This window comes from Arthrobacter rhamnosi, assembly GCF_054510975.1.
Map to the genome: position 1 here is coordinate 101,173 of NZ_JBTNDN010000003.1, position 25,104 is coordinate 126,276.

Annotated in this window: 23 protein-coding genes; 12 read left to right on the top strand and 11 right to left on the bottom strand. The window is 68.7% G+C overall.

The genetic code is table 11. The features are described 5' to 3' along the window. Positions 1–88 precede the first annotated feature (88 nt). The 3 genes from ACX80J_RS08885 to ACX80J_RS08895 are packed head-to-tail and all read left to right on the top strand — an operon-like array spanning position 89 to position 2,809. Positions 89–1,039: an ABC transporter ATP-binding protein gene (locus tag ACX80J_RS08885; protein ID WP_459347508.1), complete on the top strand. Its 951-nt coding sequence runs from the start codon at positions 89–91 to the stop codon at positions 1,037–1,039. Continuing rightward, a complete protein-coding gene (locus tag ACX80J_RS08890) occupies positions 1,036–1,833 on the top strand; it encodes an ABC transporter permease (RefSeq protein WP_459347509.1) in 798 nt (265 codons plus the stop codon). Before ACX80J_RS08885 ends, ACX80J_RS08890 begins: the two co-directional genes overlap by 4 nt. A 4-nt stretch (positions 1,834–1,837) precedes the next feature. Next, positions 1,838–2,809, top strand: a complete 972-nt coding sequence (locus ACX80J_RS08895; protein ID WP_459347510.1) for a COX15/CtaA family protein — start codon at positions 1,838–1,840, stop codon at positions 2,807–2,809. Between the two features lie 46 nt (positions 2,810–2,855). Here the strand turns inward: ACX80J_RS08895 and ACX80J_RS08900 are convergent, their stop codons facing one another. After that, positions 2,856–3,875, bottom strand: coding sequence for a DUF808 domain-containing protein (locus ACX80J_RS08900; protein ID WP_459347511.1), 1,020 nt, complete (start codon positions 3,873–3,875; stop codon positions 2,856–2,858). A 109-nt stretch (positions 3,876–3,984) separates the two neighbouring features. Next, on the bottom strand, positions 3,985–4,422 hold the full coding sequence (locus ACX80J_RS08905) for a VOC family protein (protein ID WP_459344477.1): 438 nt from the start codon (positions 4,420–4,422) through the stop codon (positions 3,985–3,987). An 84-nt stretch (positions 4,423–4,506) separates the two neighbouring features. Between ACX80J_RS08905 and ACX80J_RS08910 the strand changes: the two genes are divergently transcribed. Further along, positions 4,507–4,947 (top strand): VOC family protein, encoded by a 441-nt coding sequence (locus ACX80J_RS08910; protein ID WP_459344478.1) that lies wholly within the window; start codon positions 4,507–4,509, stop codon positions 4,945–4,947. 37 nt (positions 4,948–4,984) lie between these two features. Here ACX80J_RS08910 and ACX80J_RS08915 read toward each other — a convergent pair whose 3' ends face one another. Further along, on the bottom strand, positions 4,985–5,920 hold the full coding sequence (locus ACX80J_RS08915; protein WP_459347512.1) for a metallophosphoesterase family protein: 936 nt from the start codon (positions 5,918–5,920) through the stop codon (positions 4,985–4,987). Between the two features lie 617 nt (positions 5,921–6,537). On the opposite strand from ACX80J_RS08915, the gene ACX80J_RS08920 reads away from it, so the two are divergent. Both ACX80J_RS08920 and ACX80J_RS08925 read left to right on the top strand, forming a co-directional pair. Beyond that, positions 6,538–7,992 carry a hypothetical protein gene (locus tag ACX80J_RS08920; RefSeq protein WP_459347513.1) on the top strand — a complete coding sequence of 485 codons (1,455 nt, stop codon included), beginning with the start codon at positions 6,538–6,540 and terminating at the stop codon, positions 7,990–7,992. A gap of 113 nt (positions 7,993–8,105) precedes the next feature. Beyond that, positions 8,106–8,792 (top strand): LmeA family phospholipid-binding protein, encoded by a 687-nt coding sequence (locus ACX80J_RS08925; protein WP_459347514.1) that lies wholly within the window; start codon positions 8,106–8,108, stop codon positions 8,790–8,792. Between the two features lie 51 nt (positions 8,793–8,843). Here ACX80J_RS08925 and ACX80J_RS08930 read toward each other — a convergent pair whose 3' ends face one another. Both ACX80J_RS08930 and ACX80J_RS08935 read right to left on the bottom strand, forming a co-directional pair. Then, positions 8,844–9,746 (bottom strand): dihydrodipicolinate synthase family protein, encoded by a 903-nt coding sequence (locus tag ACX80J_RS08930; protein WP_459344483.1) that lies wholly within the window; start codon positions 9,744–9,746, stop codon positions 8,844–8,846. 67 nt (positions 9,747–9,813) lie between these two features. Beyond that, positions 9,814–10,758 (bottom strand): heme o synthase, encoded by a 945-nt coding sequence (locus ACX80J_RS08935; RefSeq protein ID WP_459344484.1) that lies wholly within the window; start codon positions 10,756–10,758, stop codon positions 9,814–9,816. Between the two features lie 437 nt (positions 10,759–11,195). Here ACX80J_RS08935 and tkt point away from each other — a divergent pair, with 437 nt between their 5' ends. The 6 genes from tkt to pgl are packed head-to-tail and all read left to right on the top strand — an operon-like array spanning position 11,196 to position 19,496. After that, positions 11,196–13,382 (top strand): transketolase, encoded by a 2,187-nt coding sequence (gene tkt, locus ACX80J_RS08940; RefSeq protein WP_459344485.1) that lies wholly within the window; start codon positions 11,196–11,198, stop codon positions 13,380–13,382. Positions 13,383–13,441: 59 nt separating this feature from the next. Next, the gene (gene tal, locus ACX80J_RS08945; RefSeq protein WP_459344486.1) at positions 13,442–14,551 is read left to right on the top strand and encodes a transaldolase; all 1,110 of its coding nucleotides are present in this window, start codon (positions 13,442–13,444) and stop codon (positions 14,549–14,551) included. A gap of 5 nt (positions 14,552–14,556) precedes the next feature. Next, entirely contained in the window at positions 14,557–16,206 is a 1,650-nt protein-coding gene (locus ACX80J_RS08950) for a glucose-6-phosphate isomerase (protein WP_459347515.1), read from the top strand. A 2-nt stretch (positions 16,207–16,208) separates the two neighbouring features. Then, positions 16,209–17,753, top strand: a complete 1,545-nt coding sequence (gene zwf / locus ACX80J_RS08955) for a glucose-6-phosphate dehydrogenase (protein WP_459344488.1) — start codon at positions 16,209–16,211, stop codon at positions 17,751–17,753. Then, the gene (locus ACX80J_RS08960) at positions 17,750–18,694 is read left to right on the top strand and encodes a glucose-6-phosphate dehydrogenase assembly protein OpcA (protein ID WP_459347516.1); all 945 of its coding nucleotides are present in this window, start codon (positions 17,750–17,752) and stop codon (positions 18,692–18,694) included. The genes zwf and ACX80J_RS08960 overlap by 4 nt, the downstream gene beginning before the upstream one ends. Then, complete coding sequence (pgl, locus tag ACX80J_RS08965) at positions 18,684–19,496, top strand: 6-phosphogluconolactonase (RefSeq protein ID WP_459344490.1); 813 nt, start codon at positions 18,684–18,686, stop codon at positions 19,494–19,496. Before ACX80J_RS08960 ends, pgl begins: the two co-directional genes overlap by 11 nt. Positions 19,497–19,567: 71 nt before the next feature. Here pgl and secG read toward each other — a convergent pair whose 3' ends face one another. The 6 genes from secG to whiA form a co-directional block, all read right to left on the bottom strand. Continuing rightward, positions 19,568–19,819, bottom strand: a complete 252-nt coding sequence (secG, locus tag ACX80J_RS08970; RefSeq protein ID WP_459344491.1) for a preprotein translocase subunit SecG — start codon at positions 19,817–19,819, stop codon at positions 19,568–19,570. Between the two features lie 52 nt (positions 19,820–19,871). After that, complete coding sequence (gene tpiA, locus ACX80J_RS08975; RefSeq protein ID WP_459344492.1) at positions 19,872–20,687, bottom strand: triose-phosphate isomerase; 816 nt, start codon at positions 20,685–20,687, stop codon at positions 19,872–19,874. Positions 20,688–20,820: 133 nt separating this feature from the next. Next, positions 20,821–22,071, bottom strand: a complete 1,251-nt coding sequence (locus ACX80J_RS08980) for a phosphoglycerate kinase (protein WP_459347517.1) — start codon at positions 22,069–22,071, stop codon at positions 20,821–20,823. Positions 22,072–22,083: 12 nt separating this feature from the next. Then, positions 22,084–23,094 carry a type I glyceraldehyde-3-phosphate dehydrogenase gene (gene gap, locus ACX80J_RS08985; protein ID WP_459344494.1) on the bottom strand — a complete coding sequence of 337 codons (1,011 nt, stop codon included), beginning with the start codon at positions 23,092–23,094 and terminating at the stop codon, positions 22,084–22,086. Positions 23,095–23,374: 280 nt separating this feature from the next. Next, positions 23,375–24,004: a superoxide dismutase gene (locus ACX80J_RS08990; protein ID WP_087073821.1), complete on the bottom strand. Its 630-nt coding sequence runs from the start codon at positions 24,002–24,004 to the stop codon at positions 23,375–23,377. Positions 24,005–24,122: 118 nt separating this feature from the next. After that, positions 24,123–25,103, bottom strand: a complete 981-nt coding sequence (gene whiA / locus ACX80J_RS08995; protein ID WP_459310582.1) for a DNA-binding protein WhiA — start codon at positions 25,101–25,103, stop codon at positions 24,123–24,125. Position 25,104 lies beyond the last annotated feature (1 nt).

Below are 25,104 nucleotides of genomic sequence, written 5' to 3' on the forward strand. Positions count from 1 at the left end.
ATGACCTAATGTATTCCGCACCACCACTTAGGCGAGGCTACCCACCTGCGGCCCTCCAGCCTCCTACTACCTGACGTAGAATATTGGGGTGCCGACAACTTCCCCCGCCCTCGAGATCGAGGGCCTGATCAAGGATTTCGGTCCTGTCGGCTCCCTCGACGGCCGGATGGTGCGCGTGCTCGACGGCGTCAGCCTGAGTGCAGCCCACGGCGCGGTGACCGTGCTGCTCGGCGCCAATGGAGCAGGCAAGACGACGACGCTCGAGTGCGCCCAGGGGCTGCAGCGCGCCAATGGCGGTGTGGTCCGCCTCCTCGGCCAGGACCCCTACCGGGCCACACCTCAGCTGCGTGCCCGGGTCGGCGTGATGCTGCAGGACGGCGGGCTCCCGCCGTCGGTCCGGCCGCTGGCGCTGCTGCGCCATGTCGCCTCCATGTACAGTGCTCCCCTGCCCGTGGACGCGCTGGCCGAGCGCCTCGGCCTCGACGAGTTCGGTGCCGTCTCCATCCGCCGGCTGTCGGGAGGCCAGAAGCAGCGCCTGGCGCTGGCCTGCGCGCTGGTCGGACGGCCCGAGGTCGTCTTCCTCGACGAGCCGAGCGCGGGCCTGGACCCGCAGTCCCGCTCGATCGTGTTCGACCTCATCCGGGAACTCCGCGCGGACGGCCTCGCGGTCATCCTCACCACCCACCTGCTCGACGACGCGCAGAAGCTCGCCGACTACGTGTACATCATCGAGGGCGGCAGCACCGTCGCCGAAGGCACCGTCGCGGACCTCACGGCCGACAAGGATGCCGAAGGGATGCGCGAGCTGCACTTCGAGACCGTTCCGGGCCTGACGCTTCCGTCCGACCTCCTCCCCCACCTGCACCAGCGCGAGCCCGACCCGGGGCACTATGTCCTCCGCGGGCCGCTGACGGCGGGCGACGTCGCGCGCCTGGCCGAGTGGTGGCACGCCGCCGGCGTGATGCCCACCGCCATCACGATGGCCCCCCGCTCGCTGGAGGACGTCTTCCTCGACATCTCCGGACGGAGCATCCGATGACACCGGGCACAGCAACTCCGCCACAGGGCCTGCCGGGCACCGCCTCGGCCCGGGGCACAGCCGCCTCCCTGCCGGCCCGCGTCCTGCGCCATGGCGGGTACGAGGCCCTGGCGATGCTCCGCAACGGAGAGCAGCTCGTCCTGGCGATCGTCCTGCCCCTGCTGGCACTCACGGCCCTCGTGATCACTCCGCTGCTCGATGCCTACGGTTCCAGCCGCATCGACATCGCCGCGCCGGGGGTCCTCGCCCTCTGCACCATGTCCACCGCCTTCACGGGACAGGGCATCGCCACCGGCTTCGACCGCCGGTACGGGGTGCTCCGCTTCCTCTCGACCACGCCGCTCGGCCGTTCCGGGCTGATCCTCGGCAAGGCGGTCGCGGTCGCCGTCGTGCTCGCCGTCCAGCTCGTCGTGATCGGCGGTGCCGCCGCGCTCCTGGGCTGGTCCCCGAGGGCCGAGGGCATCCTTTCCGCCGCCGTCCTCCTGCTGGTCGGCTCAGCTGCCTTCACGGCCCTGGGGCTCCTCGTGGCGGGCACGCTCCGTCCGGAAGCCACCCTGGCCGTCACCAACCTCGTGTGGATCCTGCTGGCCGCTGCCGGCGGCGTGATCATCCCGGCAACGAGCCTGCCCGTTGCCGCCGAGCCGTTCGTCTCCGTGCTGCCGTCCGCCGCCCTCGGCGACGGACTGCGCAGCGCCCTGGTGGACGGCACCCTCGACCCCGTCGCGTGCCTCGTCCTCCTCGCCTGGGCCGCGCTCGCTAGCCTGGCGGCCATCCGCTGGTTCAAATGGAGCTGACGCCATGACCCTCCCCTCGATCTCCCGCCTCACGGACGCCCTTCCGCGGACCACGACGCCCCTCGTACGGCGCCTGGCGATCGCCTCGCTCGTCTCGCAGATCGCCATCGTCGTGACCGGAGGCGCGGTCCGCCTCACCGCGTCGGGCCTCGGCTGCCCGGAGTGGCCGCGCTGCACGCCGGACTCGATCGTCACCACGCCGGAAATGGGTCTCCACGGCGTGATCGAGTTCGGGAACAGACTCCTGACCTTCGTGCTGGTTCTCATCGCCGTCGCCATGATCGTCTCCGTGCTCGGGATGCGGCGGGAGCGCAGGGATCTGTTCCGGCTCTCCATCGGGCTCTTCCTCGGCATCCCGGCGCAGGCCGTCATCGGCGGCATCACCGTCTGGACCGGCCTGAACCCGTGGGTCGTCGGCCTCCACTTCCTCGTGTCCATGGTCCTCGTCGCCCTGGCGACCGTGCTGGTCAATCGCGCGCGCCTCACCTTGGACCAGTACCGCGGCCGGAGGGATCCGGCAGCACCGCCCCTCCTGCGCCAGCTGCTCGTCACGGCGACGGTGCTGACCTCGATCGCCGTCGTCCTGGGCGTCGTCGTCACCGGTTCCGGTCCCCACGCCGGCGACCACGGGGCTGCCCGGAACGGGCTCGATTCCTACATCGTGACGCGCCTGCACGCCCTGCCGGTGTACCTGCTCGTCGCCACGGTGGCTCTCGCCGTCCTCCTCGCGTACCGTTCGCAGGTCCACGAGAAGCTGCGCAGGGCGCTCGTCATCCTCGCCGCCGTCGTTCTGGCGCAGGGCGCCATCGGGTACACGCAGCACTTCCTGCACCTGCCCGTCGCCCTCGTGGCGCTGCACATGCTCGGGGCGTCCCTGCTGATGGCTGCCGCGATCCACGCCCTCTACACCGGGACCACGCGGAAGCCGCTGCCGGGCACGACGACGGGATCTAGGGTGCCGCAGGCCGTCTCCTAGTATTCCGGGTGCCTGAAGGGCCACCGGTGAGCGAAGGGCGGGCCGGTCAGGCGGCGGGGCCGTCCTTGCGTCCCGATGCATGGTGGCCGGCAGCTGCGGCACGGAGGTCGCCCTCCTCATGCCCACCCTTCTTCCCGAACGGCAGCGCTGTCATCAGCGGGTGCACGACGGCCAGAACGAGAAGGCCCCAGGCGAGTCCGAGGACGGCCGAGCACAGGGTGTTGACGAGCCAGGCCAGGAAGCCGCCCGCCACGGGGATTCCCGCGAAGGGGTGCTCCAGGACATGAACCAGGTCATAGGGCGCGTGCCACCCCAGGTCGTAGGCCCCCTGCAGCATGATGTGACCACCGACCCACAGCATGGCAACGGTCCCGACGAGAGTGATCACCGTCAGCACGGCGGGCATCCCCTTCACGAGCAGCCCGCCGAGTCGCTTGGAGCCCGCGGAGTCCTTGGTGGTCAGGTGCAGGCCGATGTCGTCCATCTTGACGATGAGTGCCACGGCGCCGTAGACGATCACCGTGATCGCGAACGCCACGACGATCAGGATGAGCGCTCGGGCCCACAGGGACTCGTCGGCAACCTCGGTCATCGAGATGACCATGATCTCGCAGGACAGGATGAAGTCGGTGGTGATGGCGCCCTTGGTGACCTTGGCCTCCGCCTCCGGGCCCCGCTCGACTGCCGGCGCCTTCTCGGCCTCCGAGTGACCGCGGAGCTTGTGCCAGACCTTCTCCGCCCCCTCGTAGCAGAGGTACGTCCCGCCCAGCATGAGGATGAACGGGATGACCCCCGGGATGAAAGCGCTGATGAGCAGCAGCGCCGGCAGGATGAAGATCAGCTTGTTCCGGAGCGATCCCCAGAAGATGCGCTTGATCATCGGCAGTTCGCGGGACGGGTCCGCACCGGACACGTACTGCGGTGTCACAGCGGCGTCGTCGATCACCACGCCGGCGGCCTTGGTCCCCGCTTTCGCGGCCCCGGCAGCGACGTCGTCCATGGAGGCGGCCGCTATGCGGGCCAGGGCCGCGACGTCGTCGAGCAGGGCGACGAGACCGCCGCTCACAGTCCGCCCCCCTGCCCGAGGGCGCACTGCTGGGGACGGGGACCGCGGTGAGGGAGCATGATCGGCATGTTCGGATTATACGGGGGCAGGGAGCCCGTCCACGGTGCGGTCAGGTCCTGGTCAGCTCCTCGGCGAGCATGACGATGATGCCGCTCGGACCGCGGACATAGGTGAGCTTGTAGACGTCCCCGTAGGTCGCCACGCCGCGCAGCGGGTGACAGCCGTGTCTCGCCGCGATCACGAGGGCCTCGTCGATATCATCGACGGAGAAGGCGACGCGGTGCATGCCGATCTCGTTGGGCCGGGTGGGTTCCGTCTCGATCGCTGCGGGGTGGAGGTACTCGAAGAGCTCGAGTCGACCCTTGCCGTCCGGTGTCTGGAGCAGGGCTATGCGGGCATGGTTGCCATCGAGGCCGACGGCGGTGTCCGCCCATTCTCCGCTGACGGTGTCGCGACCGAGGACGGTGAGCCCGAGGTCGGTGAAGAAGGCGATCGCCGCTTCGAGGTCGCGGACGGCGATGCCTATATTCTCGAGTGTGATGGGCATGCGGCACACGCTACCAAGGAGCGGCACAGCAGGCGATCGCAGGGTCGGGGCGAGGCCACCACGTGGCAGGAGGAGCGGTGCAGGATGGCGTCACCACAGATCTACATCAGCTTCCCAGGGACAGCGCGTGAAGCGCTGGAGTTCTACGCGGAAGTCTTCGGCGGGGAGGTGTCCCTGTTCACCTACCAGGACTTCGCCAGGACGGACGGACCCCCGGGGGCGGTGGCCCATGGCGTGCTCGACGGCGCCGTCGCCCTCGCCGGAGCAGACGCACCACCGGGAGAGGAGACGGTCCGGTGTGAGGGACTGATGCTCTCACTGCTCGGTACTGCCGAACCGTCGGTGCTGCACCAGTGGTTCGACAGGCTGGCCGCCCAGGGAACCGTGGTCGACCCTCTGGCCCCGAAACCGTGGGGTGCATCCGATGGCCAGGTGATCGATCGCCACGGCCTGCACTGGCTCATCGGATACGAGCCGGACCAGCCGGATCATGAGCCCTCCGACAGCCGCCGGGCGGCGGCCTGACCAGCCACCTGCCCCGGAATGCCGGTCCTGGCTTCCGTCACGGGGCCGAGCGCGTCCCTGAGTCCGTGCTCGACCCCGATGTCGGGACGAACTCCCAGTCGAAGGACCCGTCGCCCCGAAGCGTCAGTCGAAGGTACCCGTGGGTGTCGCTGAACCGTTCCTCGATGTACGACGGACGGCTGGTGAAGGAGCGGAGGTTGATACCTCCCGTGGAGACCTGGAAGGCTGTCATCCCGTCACTGACGCACCGGTCGGCATTGTCCACCGGACATGAGCGTTCGTAGTTGTGCTGCGACCCTGACAGGGTCAGGCGGACCCTGTGCTTCCACATCACGTCGATCCACGGCTTGTGGTCAGCGGCCCGCTCATGCTGGTCGGTGTTCGAGGTGAAGTACGGTTCGTGGTAGACGACTGCCAGGTGCTTTCCTGCCGCCCGAGCAGCAGCGAGGTCGTTGTCCAGCCACTCGGTCGACTCCCGGGCTTTCGAAGAATCGTACTCCCAGTGCGCGGATGACAGGAACGCGAAGTGCCAGTTCCCGAAGTCCTTCGAATACGGTTTCCCGTTGCCGATGAACCCACGCTGCTCGTTGATGGCGGCCTTCGCCGTGGACCCCGGGCATTGGCCGTTCATGAAGTTGTCGAGGTCCTCGTTGCGGCCGGGCTGCCAGTCGTGGTTGGGGGCGGACACCCAGTACAACTTGGGCATCGTGCCGCCCCACAGCCGCTTCCAGTAGTCTACGTAGTCGGCGCAGTACGCCGTGTCGTACTGGAAGTCCCCGAGCCCCAGGAAGGCGTCGATCTCGTCGTTCTCCACGAGCCGGGTGATCGCCGCACCGTTCCGGCCCGACGGGCTGTCAGGATCATCGGTCCTGGCGCCGTTCATGTCACCGACAGCAGCAATCCGAACATCGCCCGGAGGGAAGACGCAACCGCCGACGGAGACCGCCAGGAGCGCCGCGACGGTTGCGGCCACTGTCCGGAAGGATCCGGGACGAGGACGTGCTGGCTGCATCCATACCCCCTGGAGACAGGGTCACCGCTCGCCGTGAAGGAGCGGTGACCTCTGGTGGTGCGGAACCGGCTCAGCGGCGGTTGCGCTGATGGGCCACGGCCGAAGGATCGGTGAAGCAGGTCCCGCGGTGCTCCGTGCATCCGCTGCGATGATCCTCAACCGTAGGGTCGCTGACCAGGATGCGGCAACACCATCGGAGCGGTTCTGAAAGGTTCGAGTAGCAGAGGAGGAACGAACGGGTGGTTGTCACAGGTACCGGATACCGGTGTCAGGACGTCGCTTCCCCTTCCAGCGCGGATACCACCAGTAAGTGTTCAACCAGGCGGACTAGGTAGTGGACCGCGTAGCATCACAGTGAAGTCGGGTAGGTATCACTCATGCTGGTGGTGTCGGTTGGCCCGTAGTGTCTGGCCGGGAAGGGGATCGACGATGATTCGTTCGCTCAGGCCAGGAGCAGAACCGATGATGGCACCCGATGACACCGCGACACCGCTCCACCACCGGCATCCTCGCTCTCGGAGCGGCCTCGTTCTGGGAGAACCTGACAGCACATACTGATCGGACCACGAGAAGACCTCATGATCAGCTCATTCAGCGACCGCCGCAGACGCCTGGTGTCTGTGGCGGTCGCTGTCTTGCTCCTCACGGGTTGTTCGACCCTGGACAACGCCAGCACCGGCTTCGACACCCGGATCACACCGACGGCACCGACGACATCAGCAACCGACCCCTCGACTCCATCGGCCGGCTCAGCCTCGCCACCGGCGACGAGCGCGCCGGAGTCGGGCGATGCCGGAGTCGAGAGCGCGTCGCATGCCGGGACGCCGTCACCGATCGGTACAAAACGGGCCACGAGTGCGTTGTGGTTCAACGACGGGTCCTGGTGGGGGAACCTGTGGGACACCGCCAGCTCCGATTTTCATATCTTCCGGTTCGACACCGCGACGAGCTCGTGGGTCGATACCGGTGTGGCGACTGACCCGCGGGCCAGCACACACCATGACGTCCTGTGGGACGGGACCACGCTGAACGTGGCCAGCTACCGGTTCGTCAACGACGGCCTGCCGGCCGAACCGGGCTTCCCGACGACGATGCGCCGCTACAGCTACAACTGGAGCACGAAGACGTACACGCTGCTCAGTTCCACCCGGATCAACAACGAGCGCGTCGAGGCGCTGACCATCGACAAGGACTCCACCGGTCGGGTGTGGGCCACGTGGCAGCAGGGCAGCCGGATCTACCTGAACGTCACCGGCACGGATGGCAGGTATTGGGGGACGCCGTTCGCGCTCCCCGCGTCCTTGAGTAAGGTGTCCGTGGACGACACGTCGGCCGTGATCGCCTTCGACGGGGACAAGATGGGTGTGATGTGGAGCCGGCAGGTCGGCGATGCCACCGACGGCAGGTACTGGAGCTACCACGTCGATGGTGCGCCGGACACCGACTGGACCGATCCCGTGGCGGCGGTGCTGGGGCAGAACAGCGGTGATGACCACATCAACCTGAAGCGGCTGGGCTCCTCGGGCGGCAGGGTCTTCGCCGCCATCAAGACGTCTTACACGTCCGGGTCCCAGCCGCAGATCCAGCTGCTGGCACTGAACGGTACCACCTGGTCCGCGCACACGATCGCGACCGTGGCGGAGTGCCCGAATCGGATGGTCGTCATGATCGACGAGAGCACCCAGATGCTGCGGACCTTCGCGACCTACCCGAAGCCCAGCGGCACGGCGAACGCCGGCGTCTGCTCCACCACGGGGGGTGCGATCTACGAGAAATCCACACCGCTGGACGATATCGATTTCAGCACCGCCACGAGAGTTCCTCGCATCATCGACGCCGACCAGTACGTCCACAACGTCACGTCGACGAAGCAGAACCTCAACAGCGCGGCGCAGGGCACTGCCGGAAGTGGTCTGCTGATGCTCGCCGATGTGAACGCCACCAGCCGGTACTGGAATTACTTCGACCCGAGCAGCGGTGGCGACACGACGGATCCGACGGCGCCCGCGCCGGCGCAACCGGCGTGGCGGTGACGCCGGGTGGCGTACCAGGTCTGTCGGAGGCCAGAGGCTCGAGCGGTACCGGTCCGTCGAGCGTGACGGGCTCGCATTCCGCGTCATGAGCGGCGAGCCGTCAGACTGTCCTCATGGAGTGGACGCGCGCGAAGGACTGGCTGATAGGTGCTCTCGGGATGGTCCTCGTCCTGGTGATCGCGCTCGGAATCCTCTGGTGGGAGGCGAGCGACCCCGTCGGCGAAGGCCAGGCAGCGCCCGAGGCGTCGCCGACGACGGACCCCCCGCCGGGCAGCGGACCTCCCACCGACCTGCGCGAGGACGAGGTGTGGCTCACCGACCTTGCACTGGATGCCGGGACGGTGGTCACCGGAGACTCGACGCTCCGGAACGTCCGGGCCGTCGGGCAGGACGTGGTCACTGGGCCTGACGGGCTGGTTGCTGCACGGCTGGCTGTGGACGCGACCGTGCCGTTCGCGGTCGTTGCCGACGATCTCGGTGAGGGTACCGTGGTCCGTGCCGCCGACAATGGCCAGGCCACGGTGGTCCGCACCGTGGAGGCCCTGGGTCGCGAACTGCGCGTGGTCGCCACCGGCACGGTCGAGGTCCGGGCCGGCAGGATCGTGGTCGAGCCCCGGTCGATCGATGTCGGCGGACCGGACTTCCTCTCGGATGCCGCCGCTGCGGCCGTGCGCAGGGTCGTGACCATCGAGCACGACGTCGAGGGCCTGCCCGAGGGGCTCGTGCTCCAGGACGTCACCGTCCAGAGCGACGGGTTCCGTGCCACGCTCCTCGGTGAGGACGTCACGCTCGTCCCGTAGCGCTCCCGGACCTGTCCGCCCGAGCCCGGCCAGGGCCGGCCCGGCGGACCGTCAGCGGTCGCCGAACTCCGCCTCGAGGACGTCGAGCAGCCGTCCCAGTTCGCGCAGTTCGGACCCGGGACTCGGCAACAGCGGCGGGCGCGGATCCCCGGCCGCGATGCCGCAGGCGCGGGCCAGCAGATGCAGCCCGCTGATCTTCCGGAGCCCTGCGACGTGATCCACGAGGGGGGCGAGGACGTGCCGGACGCGGTCGATCTCGGCCCGGTCGCCGGCCACCACGGCGGCCCTCAGCCGGCCGTAATAGGCTGGCAGCAGTGCCGCGGGGCCGCTGTGCCACGCATCCGCCGCGATCTCCCCCGACATCATCAGGACGTCCCCGCTCACCCCGTGGCTGAAGGCACTCCCCGCAACGAGGGCCGCCAGTTCGGCATGGCGCGCATTGAAGGTGGCGGCATCGGGGGCCGTGTCCTTGAACGCCACCACCTCCGGCAGCGCGGACAGTTCGGCGACGACCCGCAGCGAGTAGTCGAACTGCGTGGTGCCCGGGTTGTTGTAGAGGCAGACGGGGAGATCCGTGGCCGCGCACACCGCCCGGACCTGGGCCAGGACCTCGTCATCGGTAAGGGGAACGTAGGACACCGGAGAGAGGACGAGCCCGGCCGCGCCGGCCGCCTGTGCGTCCACCGCGGCGTCGAGCACTTCGCGCGTACCCACCGAGCTGATGCCCACGGCGACCGGGAGCCGCCCGTCCACCGCCTCGATGGCGGTCCGCGCGACGCTGGAGCGCTCCGCCCGGTCGAGGTACGCGAAGCTGCCCGATGAGCCCAGCACGGTGATCGCATCCACGCCCGAGGACGCAAGAGTGGCGACGAATCCCCGCAGGTCCTCGTGGCTGACCCTGCCCTCGGCGTCGAACGGTGTGACGGGATAGGCGATGAGACCGGTGAAATCCATGACAGCCAGCCTAGGCGTTCCCGGACGCGACCCGTGCGCCGAGGACCAGGGTGCGGTCAGAACGCGATCAGGGCAGGATGGCCGATCCCACGAAAGGATCGATCGCGAGGGCGAGGAAGAGCACGGTCAGGTAGCTGATGGAGCCGTGGAAGACCTTCATCGCGGCCCTGTTGTTCAGCTCGCCCTGCTGGGCCAGCGAGTACAGCCGATGCGACTCGCGGAGGAACCAGGCGCCGCCGAGGAGCGCTGCCACCGTGTACACCCAACCCGCACCGGCCGGGACCAGCAGGAGGGAGCAGGCCACCATCGCCCAGGCGTAGAGGACGACCTGGATGGACACCACGCGGGCGCCGGCGATCGCGCCGAGCATGGGAACGCTGGCGGCGTTGTAGTCGTCGCTGTACTTCATGGACAGCGGCCAGTAGTGCGGGGGCGTCCACAGGAAGATGATCAGGAACAGGACGACGGCGGGCCACTCGACCGAGTTCGTGACAGCGGCCCAGGCGATGAGGACGGGCATGCAGCCCGCGGCGCCTCCCCACACGATGTTCTGCGACGTACGGCGCTTCAGCACGAGGGTGTAGACCACGACGTAGAGGAAGATCGCCGCGACGCCGAGCATCCCCGTCAACGGATTCGCCCCGAACCACAGGACGGCGATGGCGACGATGCCGAGGATCCAGGAGAAGACGAGGGCCTCCCGCGGAGTCACCTCACCCGTGACGAGTGGACGGTTCTCCGTCCGGTGCATCAGCTTGTCGATGTCGCGGTCTATGTAGCAGTTGAAGGCACCCGCGCTACCGGCGGCCAGTGCTCCCCCGACCATGGTCGCCAGGATCAGCCCGAGGGGCGGGAACCCGCCCTGCGCGAAGATCATCGTGGGAAGGGTGGTCACCAGGAGAAGTTCGATCACGCGAGGCTTCGTCAGAGCGAGGTAGGCCTTCGCTTTGCGGCCGACGCCCTGACGGGCCTGCGGGGAACGTGCCGGAGCAGGAACCTGCTGGGTCTTCACAAGGCAACACTTTCGATTCTTCCGGAGGAAAAGACAATGCCCATCATACCCTTTTACACCGTGTAGAAATCGGAGAGGAATCTGCTGCAGGATCCCCGCTCCGCCGTTCCTCCCCGGCACGACGGCGGCGCCCGGCGGAGCCGCCGGGGCCGGGGGCCCGTCGGCGTACGCCACGGGCCGGTCCTGATCGGCCGCGCGCAACACGGAAATGTGAGTTATGACATTCTTCGACTCCCACGGCCGAACAGAAGCCGGAAGGGATAGTGTGGCTTTGAAAGCCCGCTGCGGAAGCATGCCCGGAACGAAGTGTCCGGGCTGATTGCTGTCTCGCTCGGCGCCGAACTTTGCAGGATTCAATGGTGAACGGCCGGCCTGACCGCATGCCTCGACGCACGCACCCGTCAGCCGCCGTTCCGCACAGAGAGGGGCCCGGAAACGTGCCACAGACGCAACAGCAGGAATTGACCTGGACGGAACTCGACCAGAAGGCGGTCGACACGGTCCGCATCCTGGCCGCGGACGCGGTGGAGAAGGTGGGCAACGGCCACCCTGGAACGGCGATGAGTCTGGCGCCGGCGGCGTACCTGCTGTTCCAGAAGCTGATGCGGCACGATCCGTCGGATCCGGAGTGGACGGGCCGGGACCGTTTCGTCCTCTCCCCCGGGCACACCTCGCTCACCCTCTACATCCAGCTCTACCTGGCCGGCTACGGCCTGGAGCTCGATGACCTGCAGGCGCTGCGCACCTGGGGTTCGCTCACCCCGGGCCACCCCGAGTACCGGCACACCAAGGGCGTCGAGATCACCACGGGCCCGCTGGGCCAGGGCCTGGCGTCGTCGGTCGGCTTCGCGTACGGCCAGCGCCGCCAGCGCGGCATGTTCGACGCCGACGCTCCCGCCGGGACCAGCCCCTTCGACCACACCATCTGGGTCATCGCCTCCGACGGTGACCTCCAGGAAGGCGTGACGGCCGAGGCCTCGTCCCTGGCCGGACACCAGGAGCTCGGCAACCTCGTGGTGATCTACGACGAGAACCACATCTCCATCGAGGACGACACGGACATCTCCTTCACGGAGGACGTCCTCAAGCGCTACGAGGCCTACGGCTGGCACACCCAGCGCGTGGACTGGACCAAGACCGGCGAGTACGTCGAGGACGTCGAGGAGCTCTACTCGGCCCTCGTCGCCGCGAAGAACGAGACCTCGAAGCCCTCGATCGTCTCGCTGCGCACGATCATCGGCTACCCGGCGCCGAACAAGCAGAACACCGGCAAGATCCACGGCTCGGCCCTGGGCAAGGACGAGGTCGCCGGCCTGAAGGAAGCCCTGGGCTTCGACCCGGAGAAGCACTTCGAGGTCGACCCGGAGGTCCTGGAGCACGCACGCGGCATCGTGCAGCGCGGCGCAGAAGCCCACAGCACCTGGCAGGAGGGCTTCGACGCCTGGAAGGCCGGACACGCCGAGGAGGCCGCCCTGCTGGAGCGCATCCAGGCGCGCACGCTGCCCGAGGGCTGGGAATCGGCCCTGCCGGTGTTCGAGGCGGGCAAGGACATGTCCACACGCGCCGCGTCCGGCAAGGTCCTCACGGCCATCGGCCCCGTGCTCCCCGAACTGTGGGGCGGCAGCGCCGACCTCGCGGAGTCGAACAACACGACCATCGAGGGATCGCCGTCGTTCATCCCGCCGAGCCGCCAGACCAAGGCGTGGTCGGGCAACGAGTACGGGCGCGTCCTGCACTTCGGTATCCGCGAGCACGCTGCCGCGGCCATCGTCAACGGCATCGTGATGCACAGCAGCACCCGCGCGTTCTCGGGCACGTTCCTGATCTTCAGCGACTACCAGCGCCCGGCCGTGCGCCTCGGCGCCCTCATGGGCGTTCCCGCGATCTACGTCTGGACGCACGACTCGATCGGCCTCGGCGAGGACGGTCCCACGCACCAGCCGGTCGAGCAGCTCTCCTCGCTGCGGGCCATCCCCGGACTCGACGTCGTCCGCCCGGGCGACGCGAACGAGGTCGCCGTCGCCTGGCGCACGATCCTCGAGAACACCGAGAACCCCGCCGGCATCGTGCTGACGCGCCAGAACATCCCGACGTACGAGCGGGGCGAGGGTGCGGCCGAGGGCGACACCTTCGGTTCGGTCGAGGGCGTCGCGAAGGGCGGCTACGTCCTCGCCGAGGCGAAGAACGGCACGCCCGACGTCATCCTGATCGGCACCGGGTCCGAGGTCCAGCTCGCGGTGGAAGCCCGCGAGGCCCTCGAGGCCGAGGGCATCGCGGCGCGCGTCGTGTCGATGCCGTGCCTGGAGTGGTTCAACGCCCAGGACGCGTCCTACCGCGACAGCGTCCTGCCGCGCACCGTCCGCGCCCGCGTGTCGGTCGAGGCAGGCGTATCGCAGAGCTGGCACGGGATCGTCGGCGACGCCGGCCGCAGCGTGTCCCTGGAGCACTTCGGTGCGTCCGCCGACTACAAGACCCTCTACCGCGAATTCGGCATCACGACCGATGCCGTAGTCGCCGCTGCGAAGGACTCCCTCCAGGCCGTCGCGTCCGATCCCCTGGCGTCCAACGGCACAGCGGCGATGCCCTCCGGTCACCGCGCCACCGAGACCGGCGACCACCAGTAGTTCCGTACCCTCCGTCAGAATCCAGCACACATTCCGCGGAAGCGGACAAGGAGTACATCATGTCAACACCCACAGCTGACCTCTCGGCCGCCGGCGTATCGATCTGGCTCGACGACCTCTCGAGGGAGCGCATCAACTCCGGTGCCTTCAAGCACCTCATCGAGGACCTCAACGTCGTGGGCGTCACGACCAACCCCAGCATCTTCGCCGCGGCGCTGAAGAAGGGCGAGTCCTACGCCTCGCAGGTCGGCGCACTGGCAGAAGCCGGCGCCGACGTCGACCAGGCCGTCTTCGACATCACCACCCACGACGTCGCGCAGGCCTGCGACATCTTCGCCGAGGAGGCCAAGCGCACCAACGGTGCCGACGGCCGCGTCTCCATCGAGGTCGACCCGCGCCTGTCCCGCGACACGCAGGGCACGGTCGCCGAGGCCAAGCGCCTGCACGCGAAGGTCCAGCGCACCAACGTCCTGATCAAGATCCCGGCGACCGTCGAAGGCCTGGAGGCCATCTCCTCGACACTGGCCGAGGGCATCAGCGTCAACGTCACGCTGATCTTCTCGCTCGAGCGCTACCGTGCCGTCATCAACGCCTACCTCACGGGCCTCGAGCAGGCCAGGGAGAAGGGCCACGACCTGTCCAAGATCACCTCGGTCGCCTCGTTCTTCGTCTCCCGCGTCGACGCCGAGATCGACGCACGACTGGACACCATCGGAACGGACGAGGCCACGGCGCTCAAGGGCAAGGCCGGCCTGGCCAACGCCCGGCTCGCCTACCAGATCTTCGAGGAGCAGTTCTCCACGGAGCGCTGGCAGGTCCTCGAGGCCGCGGGCGCGAACAAGCAGCGCCCCCTGTGGGCGTCGACCGGTGTCAAGGACCCGAACCTGCCCGACACCCTGTACGTCACCGGCCTCGTCGCGCCGAACGTCGTGAACACCATGCCCGAGAAGACCCTCGAGGCCACGGCCGACCACGGCGTCATCGAGGGTGACACCGTGACGGGCACCTACGACGAGTCCAACGAGATCCTCAACAGGCTCGACGCGATCGGCGTCTCCTACGACGAGGTCGTCGAGAAGCTCGAGACCGAGGGCCTCGACAAGTTCGTCACCAGCTGGTCCGAACTGCTCGAGACCGTCCAGACCGCACTCGACGCAGCGAAGGGCTGACACCCATGGGCGCATTCGCTCTCACCGCATCCGGCGCGGCCCTTGCCGCCGTCGAGTCGGCGGTCCCCGCACTCGTGAAGGACCGCTTCGCCTCCCGCCTGCTGGCGAAGGACGCCACGCTGTGGGGCGCCGACGCCGAGGCGGAGGCCTCGATCCGCCTCGGCTGGATCGACCTGTTCGAAGGCTCGCGCGCCCTCCTGCCGGAGATCGCCGGGCTCCGGGCGGACCTCCACGCGGAAGGCGTCGACCGGATCGTGCTCTGCGGCATGGGCGGTTCGTCGCTCGCGCCGGAAGTGATCACGAAGGAAGCGGGCGTGCCGCTCGTCGTCCTGGATGCCACCGATCCCGACCAGGTGCGCGCGGCCCTCGAGGAGGACCTGCAGCGCACGGCCATCGTCGTGTCGTCGAAGTCCGGCTCCACCGTGGAGACGGACTCGCAGCGCCGCCTGTTCGAGCAGGCGTTCACGGACGCCGGCATCGATGCCGCTTCGCGCATCATCATCGTGACCGATCCGGGCTCCCCGCTTGACGAGGCATCGAGGAAGGCCGGGTACCGCAAGGTCTTCAACGCCAACCCCGAGGTCGGTGGCCGGTACTCGGCGCTGACGGCGTTCGGGCTCGTCCCATCGGGCCTCGCCGGTGCGGACATCGGGACGCTCCTCGATGATGCCGAGGACAGCGCCGAATTCCTCGGCGACGACGACTCCGGCAACGTCGGCCTCCAGCTCGGCGCCGTCCTCGGCGGGACCACCCCGCTCCGCGACAAGATCGTCTTCGCCGACGCCGGTTCCGGCCTCCCCGGCTTCGCCGACTGGGCGGAACAGCTCATCGCGGAGTCCACGGGCAAGCTCGGTACCGGCCTGCTGCCGGTCGTCGCCTCGACGGGCGCTCCCGAGCTCGCCGACGTGGCCGACGACGTCCTGCCCGTGCTCCTCGCCCCGTTCGACGAGGCGCCGAGCGACGAGCTGACCGAGGGCACGCGCGTGACGGTCAGCGGAAGCCTGGGCAGCCAGCTGTTCGTCTGGGAATACGCGGTCGCCGTCGCGGGACGCCTGCTCGGCATCAACCCGTTCGACCAGCCCGACGTCGAGGCCGCCAAGAAGGCGGCCCGCGGCCTGCTGGACGCGCAGCCGGAGCCGGTTCCCGCCGCCTTCGTCGACGGTGCCGTGGAGGTGCGCGGAGACGCGCAGCTCCTCGGTTCCTCGAGCACGGTTGCCGAGGCCCTCGAAGCCCTCCTCGCCACCCTGCCCGCGAACGGCTACCTCTCTGTGCAGGCCTACCTCGACCGCCACCGTCAGGCGGCCCTTGAGGAGATCCGTTCGCCGCTGGCCGCTGCGACGGGCCGTCCGGTCACGTTCGGCTGGGGTCCGCGCTTCCTCCACTCCACCGGCCAGTACCACAAGGGCGGCTCGCCCATAGGCTCGTACCTGCAGCTGACCGGGGCGACCAGCGCCGACCTGGCCATCCCGGACCGGCCCTTCACCTTCGGGGAGCTCATCTCCGCGCAGGCTACAGGGGACGCCCAGGTCCTGGCCGACCATGGACGCCCTGTCCTCCGCCTGCACCTCACGGACCGCGCAGCGGGTGTCGAGCAGCTGCGCAACGTCATCTCCTCCCTTGCCGTGTCCGGCCGGGGACCCCACGGGAACGGGTGAGCATGCCTTTCAGCACGGCGGCGAAAGCCGCCAATCCCCTGCGGGATTCGCGCGACAGGCGGCTGAGCCGGATCGCCGGGCCCTCCTCGCTCGTCCTGTTCGGCGTGACGGGCGACCTCGCCCGGAAGAAGCTCATGCCGGCCATCTACGATCTCGCGAACCGGGGGCTCCTGCCCCCGAGCTTCGGCCTCGTCGGCTTCGGCCGCCGTGACTGGAGCAACGAGGAGTTCGTGGAGAAGGTCAAGGAGTCCGTGACCCAGTACGCGCGGACGCCCTTCAAGGAGACGGTGTGGGAGCAGCTCTCCGCGGGCATTCGCTTCGTCCGGGGCGAGTTCGACGACGACGAGGCGTTCAAGAACCTCAAGGAGTGCATCGACGAGCTGGACCAGAGCAGGGGAACCCGGGGCAACCACGCGTTCTACCTCTCGATCCCGCCGAACGCGTTCGAAGCGGTGTGCCAGAAGCTCTCCGAGCATGGTCTTGCACGCCCGGACGAGGGCCAGTGGCGCCGCGTGGTCATCGAGAAGCCCTTCGGGCACGACCTCGAGTCCGCCCGCGAACTGAACAGCATCGTCGAGGAGGTCTTCCCTCCGGATGCGGTGTTCCGCATCGACCACTACCTGGGTAAGGAGACCGTCCAGAACATCCTCGCGCTGCGTTTCGCGAACCAGCTCTTCGAGCCGCTCTGGAACGCGAACTACGTCGACCACGTGCAGATCACCATGGCCGAGGACATCGGGATCGGCAGCAGGGCAGGCTATTACGACGGCGTGGGTGCGGCCCGCGACGTCATCCAGAACCACCTGCTCCAGCTGCTCGCCCTGACGGCGATGGAGGAACCGATCTCGTTCGACGCGGATCACCTCCGCGCGGAGAAGGAGAAGGTCCTCGCGGCCGTCGCACTGCCGAAGGACCTGTCCGGACGGTCCGCGCGCGGCCAGTACGAGGCCGGGTGGCAGGGCGGGGAACGCGTGAACGGCTTCCTCGAGGAGGAGGGCATCCCCGCACACTCCACGACGGAGAGCTTCGCCGCGCTGCGGCTCGACATCAACACGCGCCGCTGGGCCGGGGTGCCGTTCTACCTGCGCGCGGGCAAGCGCCTCGGGCGCAGGGTCACGGAGATCGCCGTCGTTTTCAAGCGGGCTCCCAACCTCCTGTTCCGCGACCACAACGAGGAGGACTTCGGACAGAACGCCGTCGTCATCCGGGTACAGCCCGACGAGGGCGTGACGATCCGGTTCGGCTCGAAGGTACCCGGAACGCAGACCGAGGTTCGCGACGTGACCATGGACTTCGGCTACGGCCATTCCTTCACGGAGTCCAGTCCCGAAGCCTACGAGCGCCTCATCCTCGACGTCCTGCTCGGCGAACCCCCGCTCTTCCCCCGCCAGGAGGAAGTGGAGCTGTCCTGGAAGATCCTCGACCCGTTCGAGCAGTACTGGGCGTCCCTCGACGGCCAGCCCGAGCCCTATGTACCCGGCAGCTGGGGTCCGGCGTCCGCCGACGAGCTGCTGGCAGCCGACGGACGTACCTGGAGAAGGCCATGATCGTAGACCTGCCCGACACCACCACCTCGAAGGTGTCGAAGGAACTGATGGCGATGCGCGAACGCGGCGGCGTCGTCGCGCTCGGCCGCGTGCTGACCCTCGTGGTCATCACGAAGTCCGGCTACGAGGAGCAGGCGATCGACGCGGCGAACGAGGCGAGCCGCGAACACCCGTGCCGCATCATCGTCCTCGCCGAGGAATCGCCGGACGAGCCCACCCGGCTCGACGGCCAGATCCGTGTCGGCGGCGACGCCGGAGCATCGGAGGTGGTCGTCCTCCGGGGGTACGGCGAGCTCGCCCAGGAGAACGAGTCCCTCGTGTCCGCGCTCTTGCTGCCGGACGCGCCGATCGTGGCCTGGTGGCCGCACGGGGTGCCGGAGGCAGCATGCCGGACGTCGATCGGCAGCATCGCCCACCGCCGGATCACCGATTCAGCGAACGAGGCGGACCCGACGGACGCGCTGTTCAACATCAGCACCACCTACGCCGCCGGTGACACGGACCTCGCCTGGACGCGCCTGACCAACTGGCGCATCCAGCTCGCGGCCGTGATGGACCAGCTGGAGGGCGACGAGCCCGTCACGGTGGTCACCGTCGAGGGTGCCTCCGACTCCCCCAGCACCGTGTTGCTCGCCGCCTGGCTGGCCAAGGCGCTGGATGCCCCCGTCACCATCGTGTCCGGACCTGCCGGTACGGGCCTCAAGCGCGTGCGCCTGGCCAGGAGCGGCGGCGATGTGGAGCTGCACCGTCCGGGCCACGACGTCGCGGAACTCCACCAACCACACCAGCCGGTCCAGCGCATCTCCCTCCCCCGCAGGAGCCTGCGGGACTGCCTTGCGGAAGAGCTGAGGCGGCTGGACCCGGACGAGGTCTTCGGAGAAGTCATCACCGAGGGGCTTGCCCGAACCAACCTGAGGAGTGTGCGAACGAGTGAGCGCTGAACCGAAAGTCAGCATCCATCCCTCCCCGACCTCCCTCGCGGCGGCCGTTGCGGCACGATTGATCACCCGCCTGGTCGACGTGCAGAGCGACCGTGGCACGGCGACCGTCGTCCTCACGGGCGGTTCGATCGGCACGGCGGCCCTGCAGGCCGTGGTGGAATCACCGGCGCACACGGCTGTCGACTGGGCGAACGTGCATTTCTGGTGGGGTGACGAACGCTTCCTGCGTGCCGAGGACCCGGACCGCAACGCCGTCCAGGCGCGGTCCGCGCTCCTCGACCGCATCGCCGTCGACCCGGTGAAGATCCACGAGTTCGGCTCGAAGGACGAGTTCCCCGACGAGGATGCGGCCGCCGCGGACTACGCCCGGCAACTGGCGGACGCTGCACGGGCCGAAGCCGATGCGGACGGTGTGGGACAGCTGGATCCGCGCCTGCCGCGCTTCGACGTCCTCCTGCTCGGCGTCGGGCCGGACGCGCACATCGCCTCGCTCTTCCCGGAGCTGGCAGGAATCCGCACGAAGGGCGAGACGACCGTAGGGGTCGCCGACGCACCGAAACCTCCCCCGCAGCGCGTCTCCCTGACCCTCGAGGCCATCAACACCGCGCAGGAGGTCTGGCTGTCGGTCAGTGGCAGTGACAAGGCGGGCGCCGTGGGGCTCGCCCTCGCCGGAGCGGGTCACGTGCAGGTCCCGGCCGCCGGTGCCCGTGGGGTGCGGAAGACCCTGTGGCTGATCGACCAGGACGCCGCGCAGAAACTGCCCGGCCGTCTGATCGATCATGACGACGAGGAGACCGGCTGACCCGGACCGCGAAAAAAGCCCCCGCTTCCATCCGGAAGCGGGGGCTTTTCCGTGCATCGGAAGGGTGCGCCCTATAAGTCACCGGCGAAGCGCTGGATGAGGCCCAGGGCTACGATGACGACACCCCAGGCGAGCCCGAGGGTCACGGTGAAGCGGTTCAGGTTCCGTTCGGCCACGCCGGAGGATCCCATGCTCGAGGTCATGCCGCCACCGAACATGTCCGACATACCGCCGCCACGTCCCTTGTGGAGCAGGATCAGCAGGGTCAGCAGGAGGCTGGTGATCCCGAGCAGGACAAGCAGGATGATACGAAGGATTTCCACGGGGCCCTTTCAAGGCTCGGTAGCCGCTCTGCGGAGCGGCCGGCGCACGGAACTAGTCTGTCACCAGATGCTGTTCGAACCTGACAATACTAGCAAACTCGGCTACGTCGAGGCTCGCACCGCCGACGAGCACGCCGTCGACGTCGCGCTCCTTGAGGATGCTCGCGGCGTTGGCCGCCTTCACCGAGCCGCCGTACAGCAGTCGGGTCTTCGAGGCCGTCTCCGCGTCGAAGAGGGACCCCAGCTCGGCGCGGATGGCAGCGCACATCTCCTGTGCGTCCTCCGGTCCCGCGACCTCGCCCGTACCGATGGCCCAGACGGGCTCGTACGCGACCACCAGCGATGAGGCCTGCTCGGGCGTGAGCCCCGCGACGCCCTGGCGGAGCTGGTCGAGCGTGTGCGGGACGTGGGTCCCGGCCTGGCGGATCTCGAGGCCCTCGCCGACGCAGAGGACGGGGACCAGACCGTGGCGGTAGGCCGCGTGCACCTTGCGGTTGAGCAGTTCGTCCGACTCGGAGTGGAGCGTGCGGCGCTCCGAGTGGCCCACGAGGACGTAGGTGCAGTCGAGCTTGCCGAGGAACTGCCCGGAGATGTCGCCGGTGTAGGCACCGGAGTCCTCCGGCGAGAGGTCCTGCCCGCCGAAGACGACCTCGAGGTTGTCGCCCTTCACGAGGGTCTGGACGCCGCGGAGATCGGTGAAGGGCGGGAAGACGGACACCTCGACGCGCGAGAAGTCATGGCCCGCGTCATCGAGGGTCCAGGCCAGCTTCTGCAGGAAGGTGATGCCCTGCATGTGGTCCAGGTTCATCTTCCAGTTGCCCGCGATGAGCGGCCGGCGGTCGAAGGCGCCGTTGGTCGAGGTGGTCATCGTCGTACTCTCCCTGTTCGTTGACGGCGGGATCCGCAGGGCATGCGCCCTGCGGATCCCGCCATTCCTGTGCGCCCGGTCGTCGGGCGGCTGATCGTGCCGGTCCTGCGCCTGCCTGGTGGCCGTCGTCCCGCTAGTCGCGGGCGAGTGCGGTCAGGCCGGGCAGTTCCTTGCCCTCGAGGTATTCGAGGCTCGCTCCACCACCGGTGGAGATGTGCCCGAACTGGTCGTCGGCGAAGCCGAGGCCACGGACAGCAGCGGCGGAGTCACCGCCGCCGACCACCGTGAGGGCGCCGTTCTCCTGCGCATCCACGAGGGCCTGCGCGACCGCCCGCGTACCGCCGGCGAAGGCTTCGAACTCGAAGACCCCCATGGGCCCGTTCCAGAAGACGGTCTTCGCCTCCGCGATGTTCGCGGCGAAGTCCCGGCCCGTGACGGGGCCGATGTCGAGGCCGATCCCGGAGGCTCCGTACGTGCCCGCCTCGATCGCGTCGGCCGCGACCACGCTCGAGCCCGCGTCCGCCGAGAACTTCTCCGCCACCACGATGTCCGTCGGCAGGACGAACTGCGTGCCGTCGCGCGCCCCCCGCTCGAGGTAGCCGCGGACGGTCTCGATCTGGTCCTTCTCCAGCAGGCTGGCGCCCACGCTGAAGCCCTGGGCGGCGAGGAAGGTGAACACCATGCCGCCACCCACGAGGATGCGATCCGCCGTCCCGATCAGGTTCTCGATCACGGCGAGCTTGTCGGACACCTTCGAACCGCCGAGGACGACGATGAAGGGCCGCTGCGGATCCTTCGTCAGCCTCTCGAGCACGACGAGCTCCGTCCGGACCAGGTCACCCTGGTAGGCGGGCAGCAGCGCAGCGATGTCGTACACGCTCGCGTGCCTGCGGTGGACCGCCCCGAAGGCGTCGTCGACATAGGCGCCGTCAGGGCCGACCAGGTCCGCGAGTTCGCGGGCGAACGCGGAGCGCTCCGCATCGTCCTTGCTCGTCTCCCGTGCGTCGAAACGCACGTTCTCGAGCACGAGCACCTCGCCGTCGGGCAGGGCGGCGGCGGCGCTGCGGGCGCCCTCCACCGTGGTGTCCGGAGCAAGGGTGACCGGGAAATCCGCGAGCTCCCGAAGGGCGTCGACGGCCGGCCGAAGCGAGTACTTCTCCTCCGGGGCGCCCTTGGGACGCCCGAGGTGCGCCAGGACGATGACGGCGGCCCCTGCCTCGCTCAGCTTGCGCAGAACGGGCAGGGACGCGCGGACGCGGCCGTCGTCGGTGACCTTCAGCGAAGGCACCTCGCCCTCGAGGGGCACATTGAGATCGGAGCGCACGAGGACGCGACGTCCCCGGACTCCTTCAGCGAGGAGATCGTCGAGTGATGCGTAAGCCACGGACGGGACCGCCTAGGAGAGCTTGGCAGCGACGATTTCGGTCAGGTCGACCAGGCGGTTCGAGTAGCCCCACTCGTTGTCGTACCAGGAGACGACCTTGACCTGGTTGCCGATGACCTTGGTCAGGCCCGAGTCGAAGATCGACGAGTGCGGGTCCGTGACGATGTCGGAGGACACGATCGGGTCCTCGGTGTAGGAGAGGTAGCCCTTGAGGGGACCGTCGGCAGCGGCAGCCTTGTACGCGGCGTTGACCTCCTCGACCGTGACCTCGCGGCCCAGGGTGACGGTGAGGTCGGTGGCGGAGCCCGTGGGAACGGGGACGCGGATGGCGTAGCCGTCGAGCTTGCCCTTGAGCTCCGGGAGGACGAGGCCGATCGCCTTGGCCGCACCGGTGGAGGTGGGGACCATGTTGATCGCTGCTGCGCGTGCGCGGCGGAGGTCCTTGTGGGGGCCGTCCTGCAGGTTCTGGTCGGCGGTGTAGGCGTGGATCGTCGTCATGAGCCCGCGCTCGATGCCGAACGAGTCGTTCAGCACCTTGGCCAGGGGGCCCAGGCAGTTCGTGGTGCAGGACGCGTTCGAGATGATGTGGTGGTTCTCGGGGTCGTACTCGCCGTCGTTGACGCCGAGCACCACGGTGATGTCCTCGTCGGAGGCGGGAGCAGAGATCAGGACCTTCTTGGCACCGGCGTCGATGTGCTTCTGTGCGTCGGCTGCCTTGGTGAAGAAGCCGGTGGACTCGATGACGATGTCGACGCCGAGGTCTGCCCAGGGGAGGTTCGCGGGGTCGCGCTCGGCGAGCACCTTGACGCGCTTGCCACCGACCACGAGGTCACCGCCGTCGACCTCCACGGAGGCCTTCAGGCGTCCTGTGACGGAGTCGTACTTCAGCAGGTGTGCGAGGGCCTCGGGGCTCGTCAGGTCGTTGACGGCAACGATCTCGAGGTCTGCGCCCTGCTCGAGGGCCGCGCGGAAGTAGTTGCGGCCGATGCGGCCGAAGCCATTGATTCCAACACGAGTAGTCACTGGTTTCCATCTCCTTCATAGGTGGTGCCGCCGGACGGGCCTTCTGGGGCGACGCCGGCGACGAATAAATCTGGTACCGGGCACACCTTCGTGCCGAAGTGAATCGGGTCCTGCTGGCTCCCTGCGGAGCATGGGTGGCGCCCCCGGAGCCGTGCGGGAGATGTCCCTGCACGGCTCCCACCTTACTCAGCGCGGCGCTGCGCGCGCACTGATGACGCGCAGAGGGCCCCGGACGGGCGGGCATGGCGAGCCCGTCCGGAGCCGCCCTGGGGCTCCCCGCCTAGAGGCCGGGGGTGATGAGGACGGACGCGCCGATCCGGGCCGCCTCGAAGCGGGTCTGGACGTCGGCCCAGTTCACAAGGTTCCACCAAGCCTTGACGTAGTCGGGCTTGACGTTGACGTAGTCCAGGTAGAACGCGTGCTCCCACATGTCCAGCATCAGCAGGGGGACGGTGCCCACCGGCACGTTGCCCTGCTGGTCGTAGAGCTGCTCGATCACGATGTTCTTGCCCAGCGGCTCGTAGGCCAGCACGGCCCAGCCCGAGCCCTGCAGGGACGTCGCCGCGGCGCTGAAGTGGGCGCGGAACGCGTCGAAGGACCCGAAGGCGTCATCGAGGGCCGCTGCGAGTTCACCTACGGGCTTGTCGCCGCCCTCGGGGGACATGTTCTTCCAGAAGATGCTGTGGTTGATGACACCGCCGACGTGGAACGCGAGGTCCTTGGAGAGCTTCGGGATGGTGCCGAACTCGCCCTTCTCGCGGGCCTCGGCGAGCTGCGCGAGGGCGTCGTTGGCGCCCTTGACGTAGGTGGCCTGGTGCTTGGAGTGGTGCAGCTCCATGATCCGGCCCGAGATGTGCGGCTCGAGGGCCGCGTAGTCGTAGTCGAGATCCGGCAGTACGTATGCGCTCACGTAGTCCTCCATGTAGTGTTCCGGGGCGCCCGCGCGGTCCGCAGCGCCGCCGGGCATCCGGACGGCACGCGGTCCGCTTGATCAGAAGCGGGCTTGTCGTTCCATCCTATGCACTCATTCACTCGTCGAGCATGTCAGGGGTCACATTCGCGTCGGTCCCCGGGATCCCGATGTCGGAGGCCCGCTTGTCCGCCATCGCCAGGAGGCGCCGGATGCGGCCGGCGATGGCGTCCTTGGTCATCGGCGGGTCGGCGAGGCGGCCGAGTTCGTCGAGGCTCGCCTGCTTGTGGGCCACCCTCAGCTCCCCCGCGTAGCGCAGGTGCTCCGGCACGGTCTCGCCGAGGATCTCGAGGGCACGCTCCACGCGGGCGCCGGCGGCGACGGCAGCCTGCGCGGAGCGGCGCAGATTGGCGTCGTCGAAGTTGGCGAGACGGTTCGCGGTGGCGCGGACCTCCTTGCGCATCCGGCGCTCCTCCCACACCATCAGCGCGTCGTGGGCGCCCATGCGCGTCAGGAGGGCGGCGATCGTGTCACCGTCGCGGATGACGACGCGGTCCACGCCGCGCACCTCCCGCGCCTTGGCGGCGATGTCCAGCCGCCGGGCCGCACCGACGAGGGCGAGTGCCGACTCGGGACCCGGACAGGTCACCTCGAGCGACGATGAGCGCCCAGGCTCGGTCAGGGAGCCGTGCGCGAGGAACGCCCCGCGCCAGACGGCCTCGGCGTCCGCCGTCGAGCCGTTGACGACGGCGGACGGCAGCCCGCGCACCGGACGGCCGCGGCTGTCCAGCAGCCCGGTCTGGCGGGCGAGGGACTCGCCGTCGCGCACCACCCGGACCACGTAGCGGTTCCCCCGCTTCAGGGCTCCACCCGTGACGACGATGATCTCGCTGGTGTGTCCGTAGACCTCGGCGATGGCGGCACGGAGTCGGCGCGCGGTCGAGGCGAGGTCCACTTCGGCCTCGATGACGATCCTGCCGGAGATGATATGGAGGCCCCCCGCGAATCTCAGCAGCGCGGACACTTCGGCCTTGCGGACCGAGGACTTCTTGACGTCGAGGTGGGACAGTTCCTCTTTGACGTCGGCGGTCAGGGCCACA

What these genes read in the sequence shown, in the direction of transcription:
- tal (WP_459344486.1), top strand. Translation starts at nt 13,442, where the DNA reads ATGTCAACACCCACAGCTGACCTCTCGGCCGCCGGCGTATCGATCTGG.
- ACX80J_RS08895 (WP_459347510.1), top strand. Translation starts at nt 1,838, where the DNA reads ATGACCCTCCCCTCGATCTCCCGCCTCACGGACGCCCTTCCGCGGACC.
- ACX80J_RS08905 (WP_459344477.1), bottom strand. Translation starts at nt 4,422, where the DNA reads ATGCCCATCACACTCGAGAATATAGGCATCGCCGTCCGCGACCTCGAA.
- ACX80J_RS08910 (WP_459344478.1), top strand. Translation starts at nt 4,507, where the DNA reads ATGGCGTCACCACAGATCTACATCAGCTTCCCAGGGACAGCGCGTGAA.
- ACX80J_RS08950 (WP_459347515.1), top strand. Translation starts at nt 14,557, where the DNA reads ATGGGCGCATTCGCTCTCACCGCATCCGGCGCGGCCCTTGCCGCCGTC.
- zwf (WP_459344488.1), top strand. Translation starts at nt 16,209, where the DNA reads ATGCCTTTCAGCACGGCGGCGAAAGCCGCCAATCCCCTGCGGGATTCG.
- ACX80J_RS08930 (WP_459344483.1), bottom strand. Translation starts at nt 9,746, where the DNA reads ATGGATTTCACCGGTCTCATCGCCTATCCCGTCACACCGTTCGACGCC.
- ACX80J_RS08890 (WP_459347509.1), top strand. Translation starts at nt 1,036, where the DNA reads ATGACACCGGGCACAGCAACTCCGCCACAGGGCCTGCCGGGCACCGCC.
- ACX80J_RS08960 (WP_459347516.1), top strand. Translation starts at nt 17,750, where the DNA reads ATGATCGTAGACCTGCCCGACACCACCACCTCGAAGGTGTCGAAGGAA.
- tpiA (WP_459344492.1), bottom strand. Translation starts at nt 20,687, where the DNA reads ATGACCACCTCGACCAACGGCGCCTTCGACCGCCGGCCGCTCATCGCG.
- ACX80J_RS08920 (WP_459347513.1), top strand. Translation starts at nt 6,538, where the DNA reads ATGATCAGCTCATTCAGCGACCGCCGCAGACGCCTGGTGTCTGTGGCG.
- ACX80J_RS08925 (WP_459347514.1), top strand. Translation starts at nt 8,106, where the DNA reads ATGGAGTGGACGCGCGCGAAGGACTGGCTGATAGGTGCTCTCGGGATG.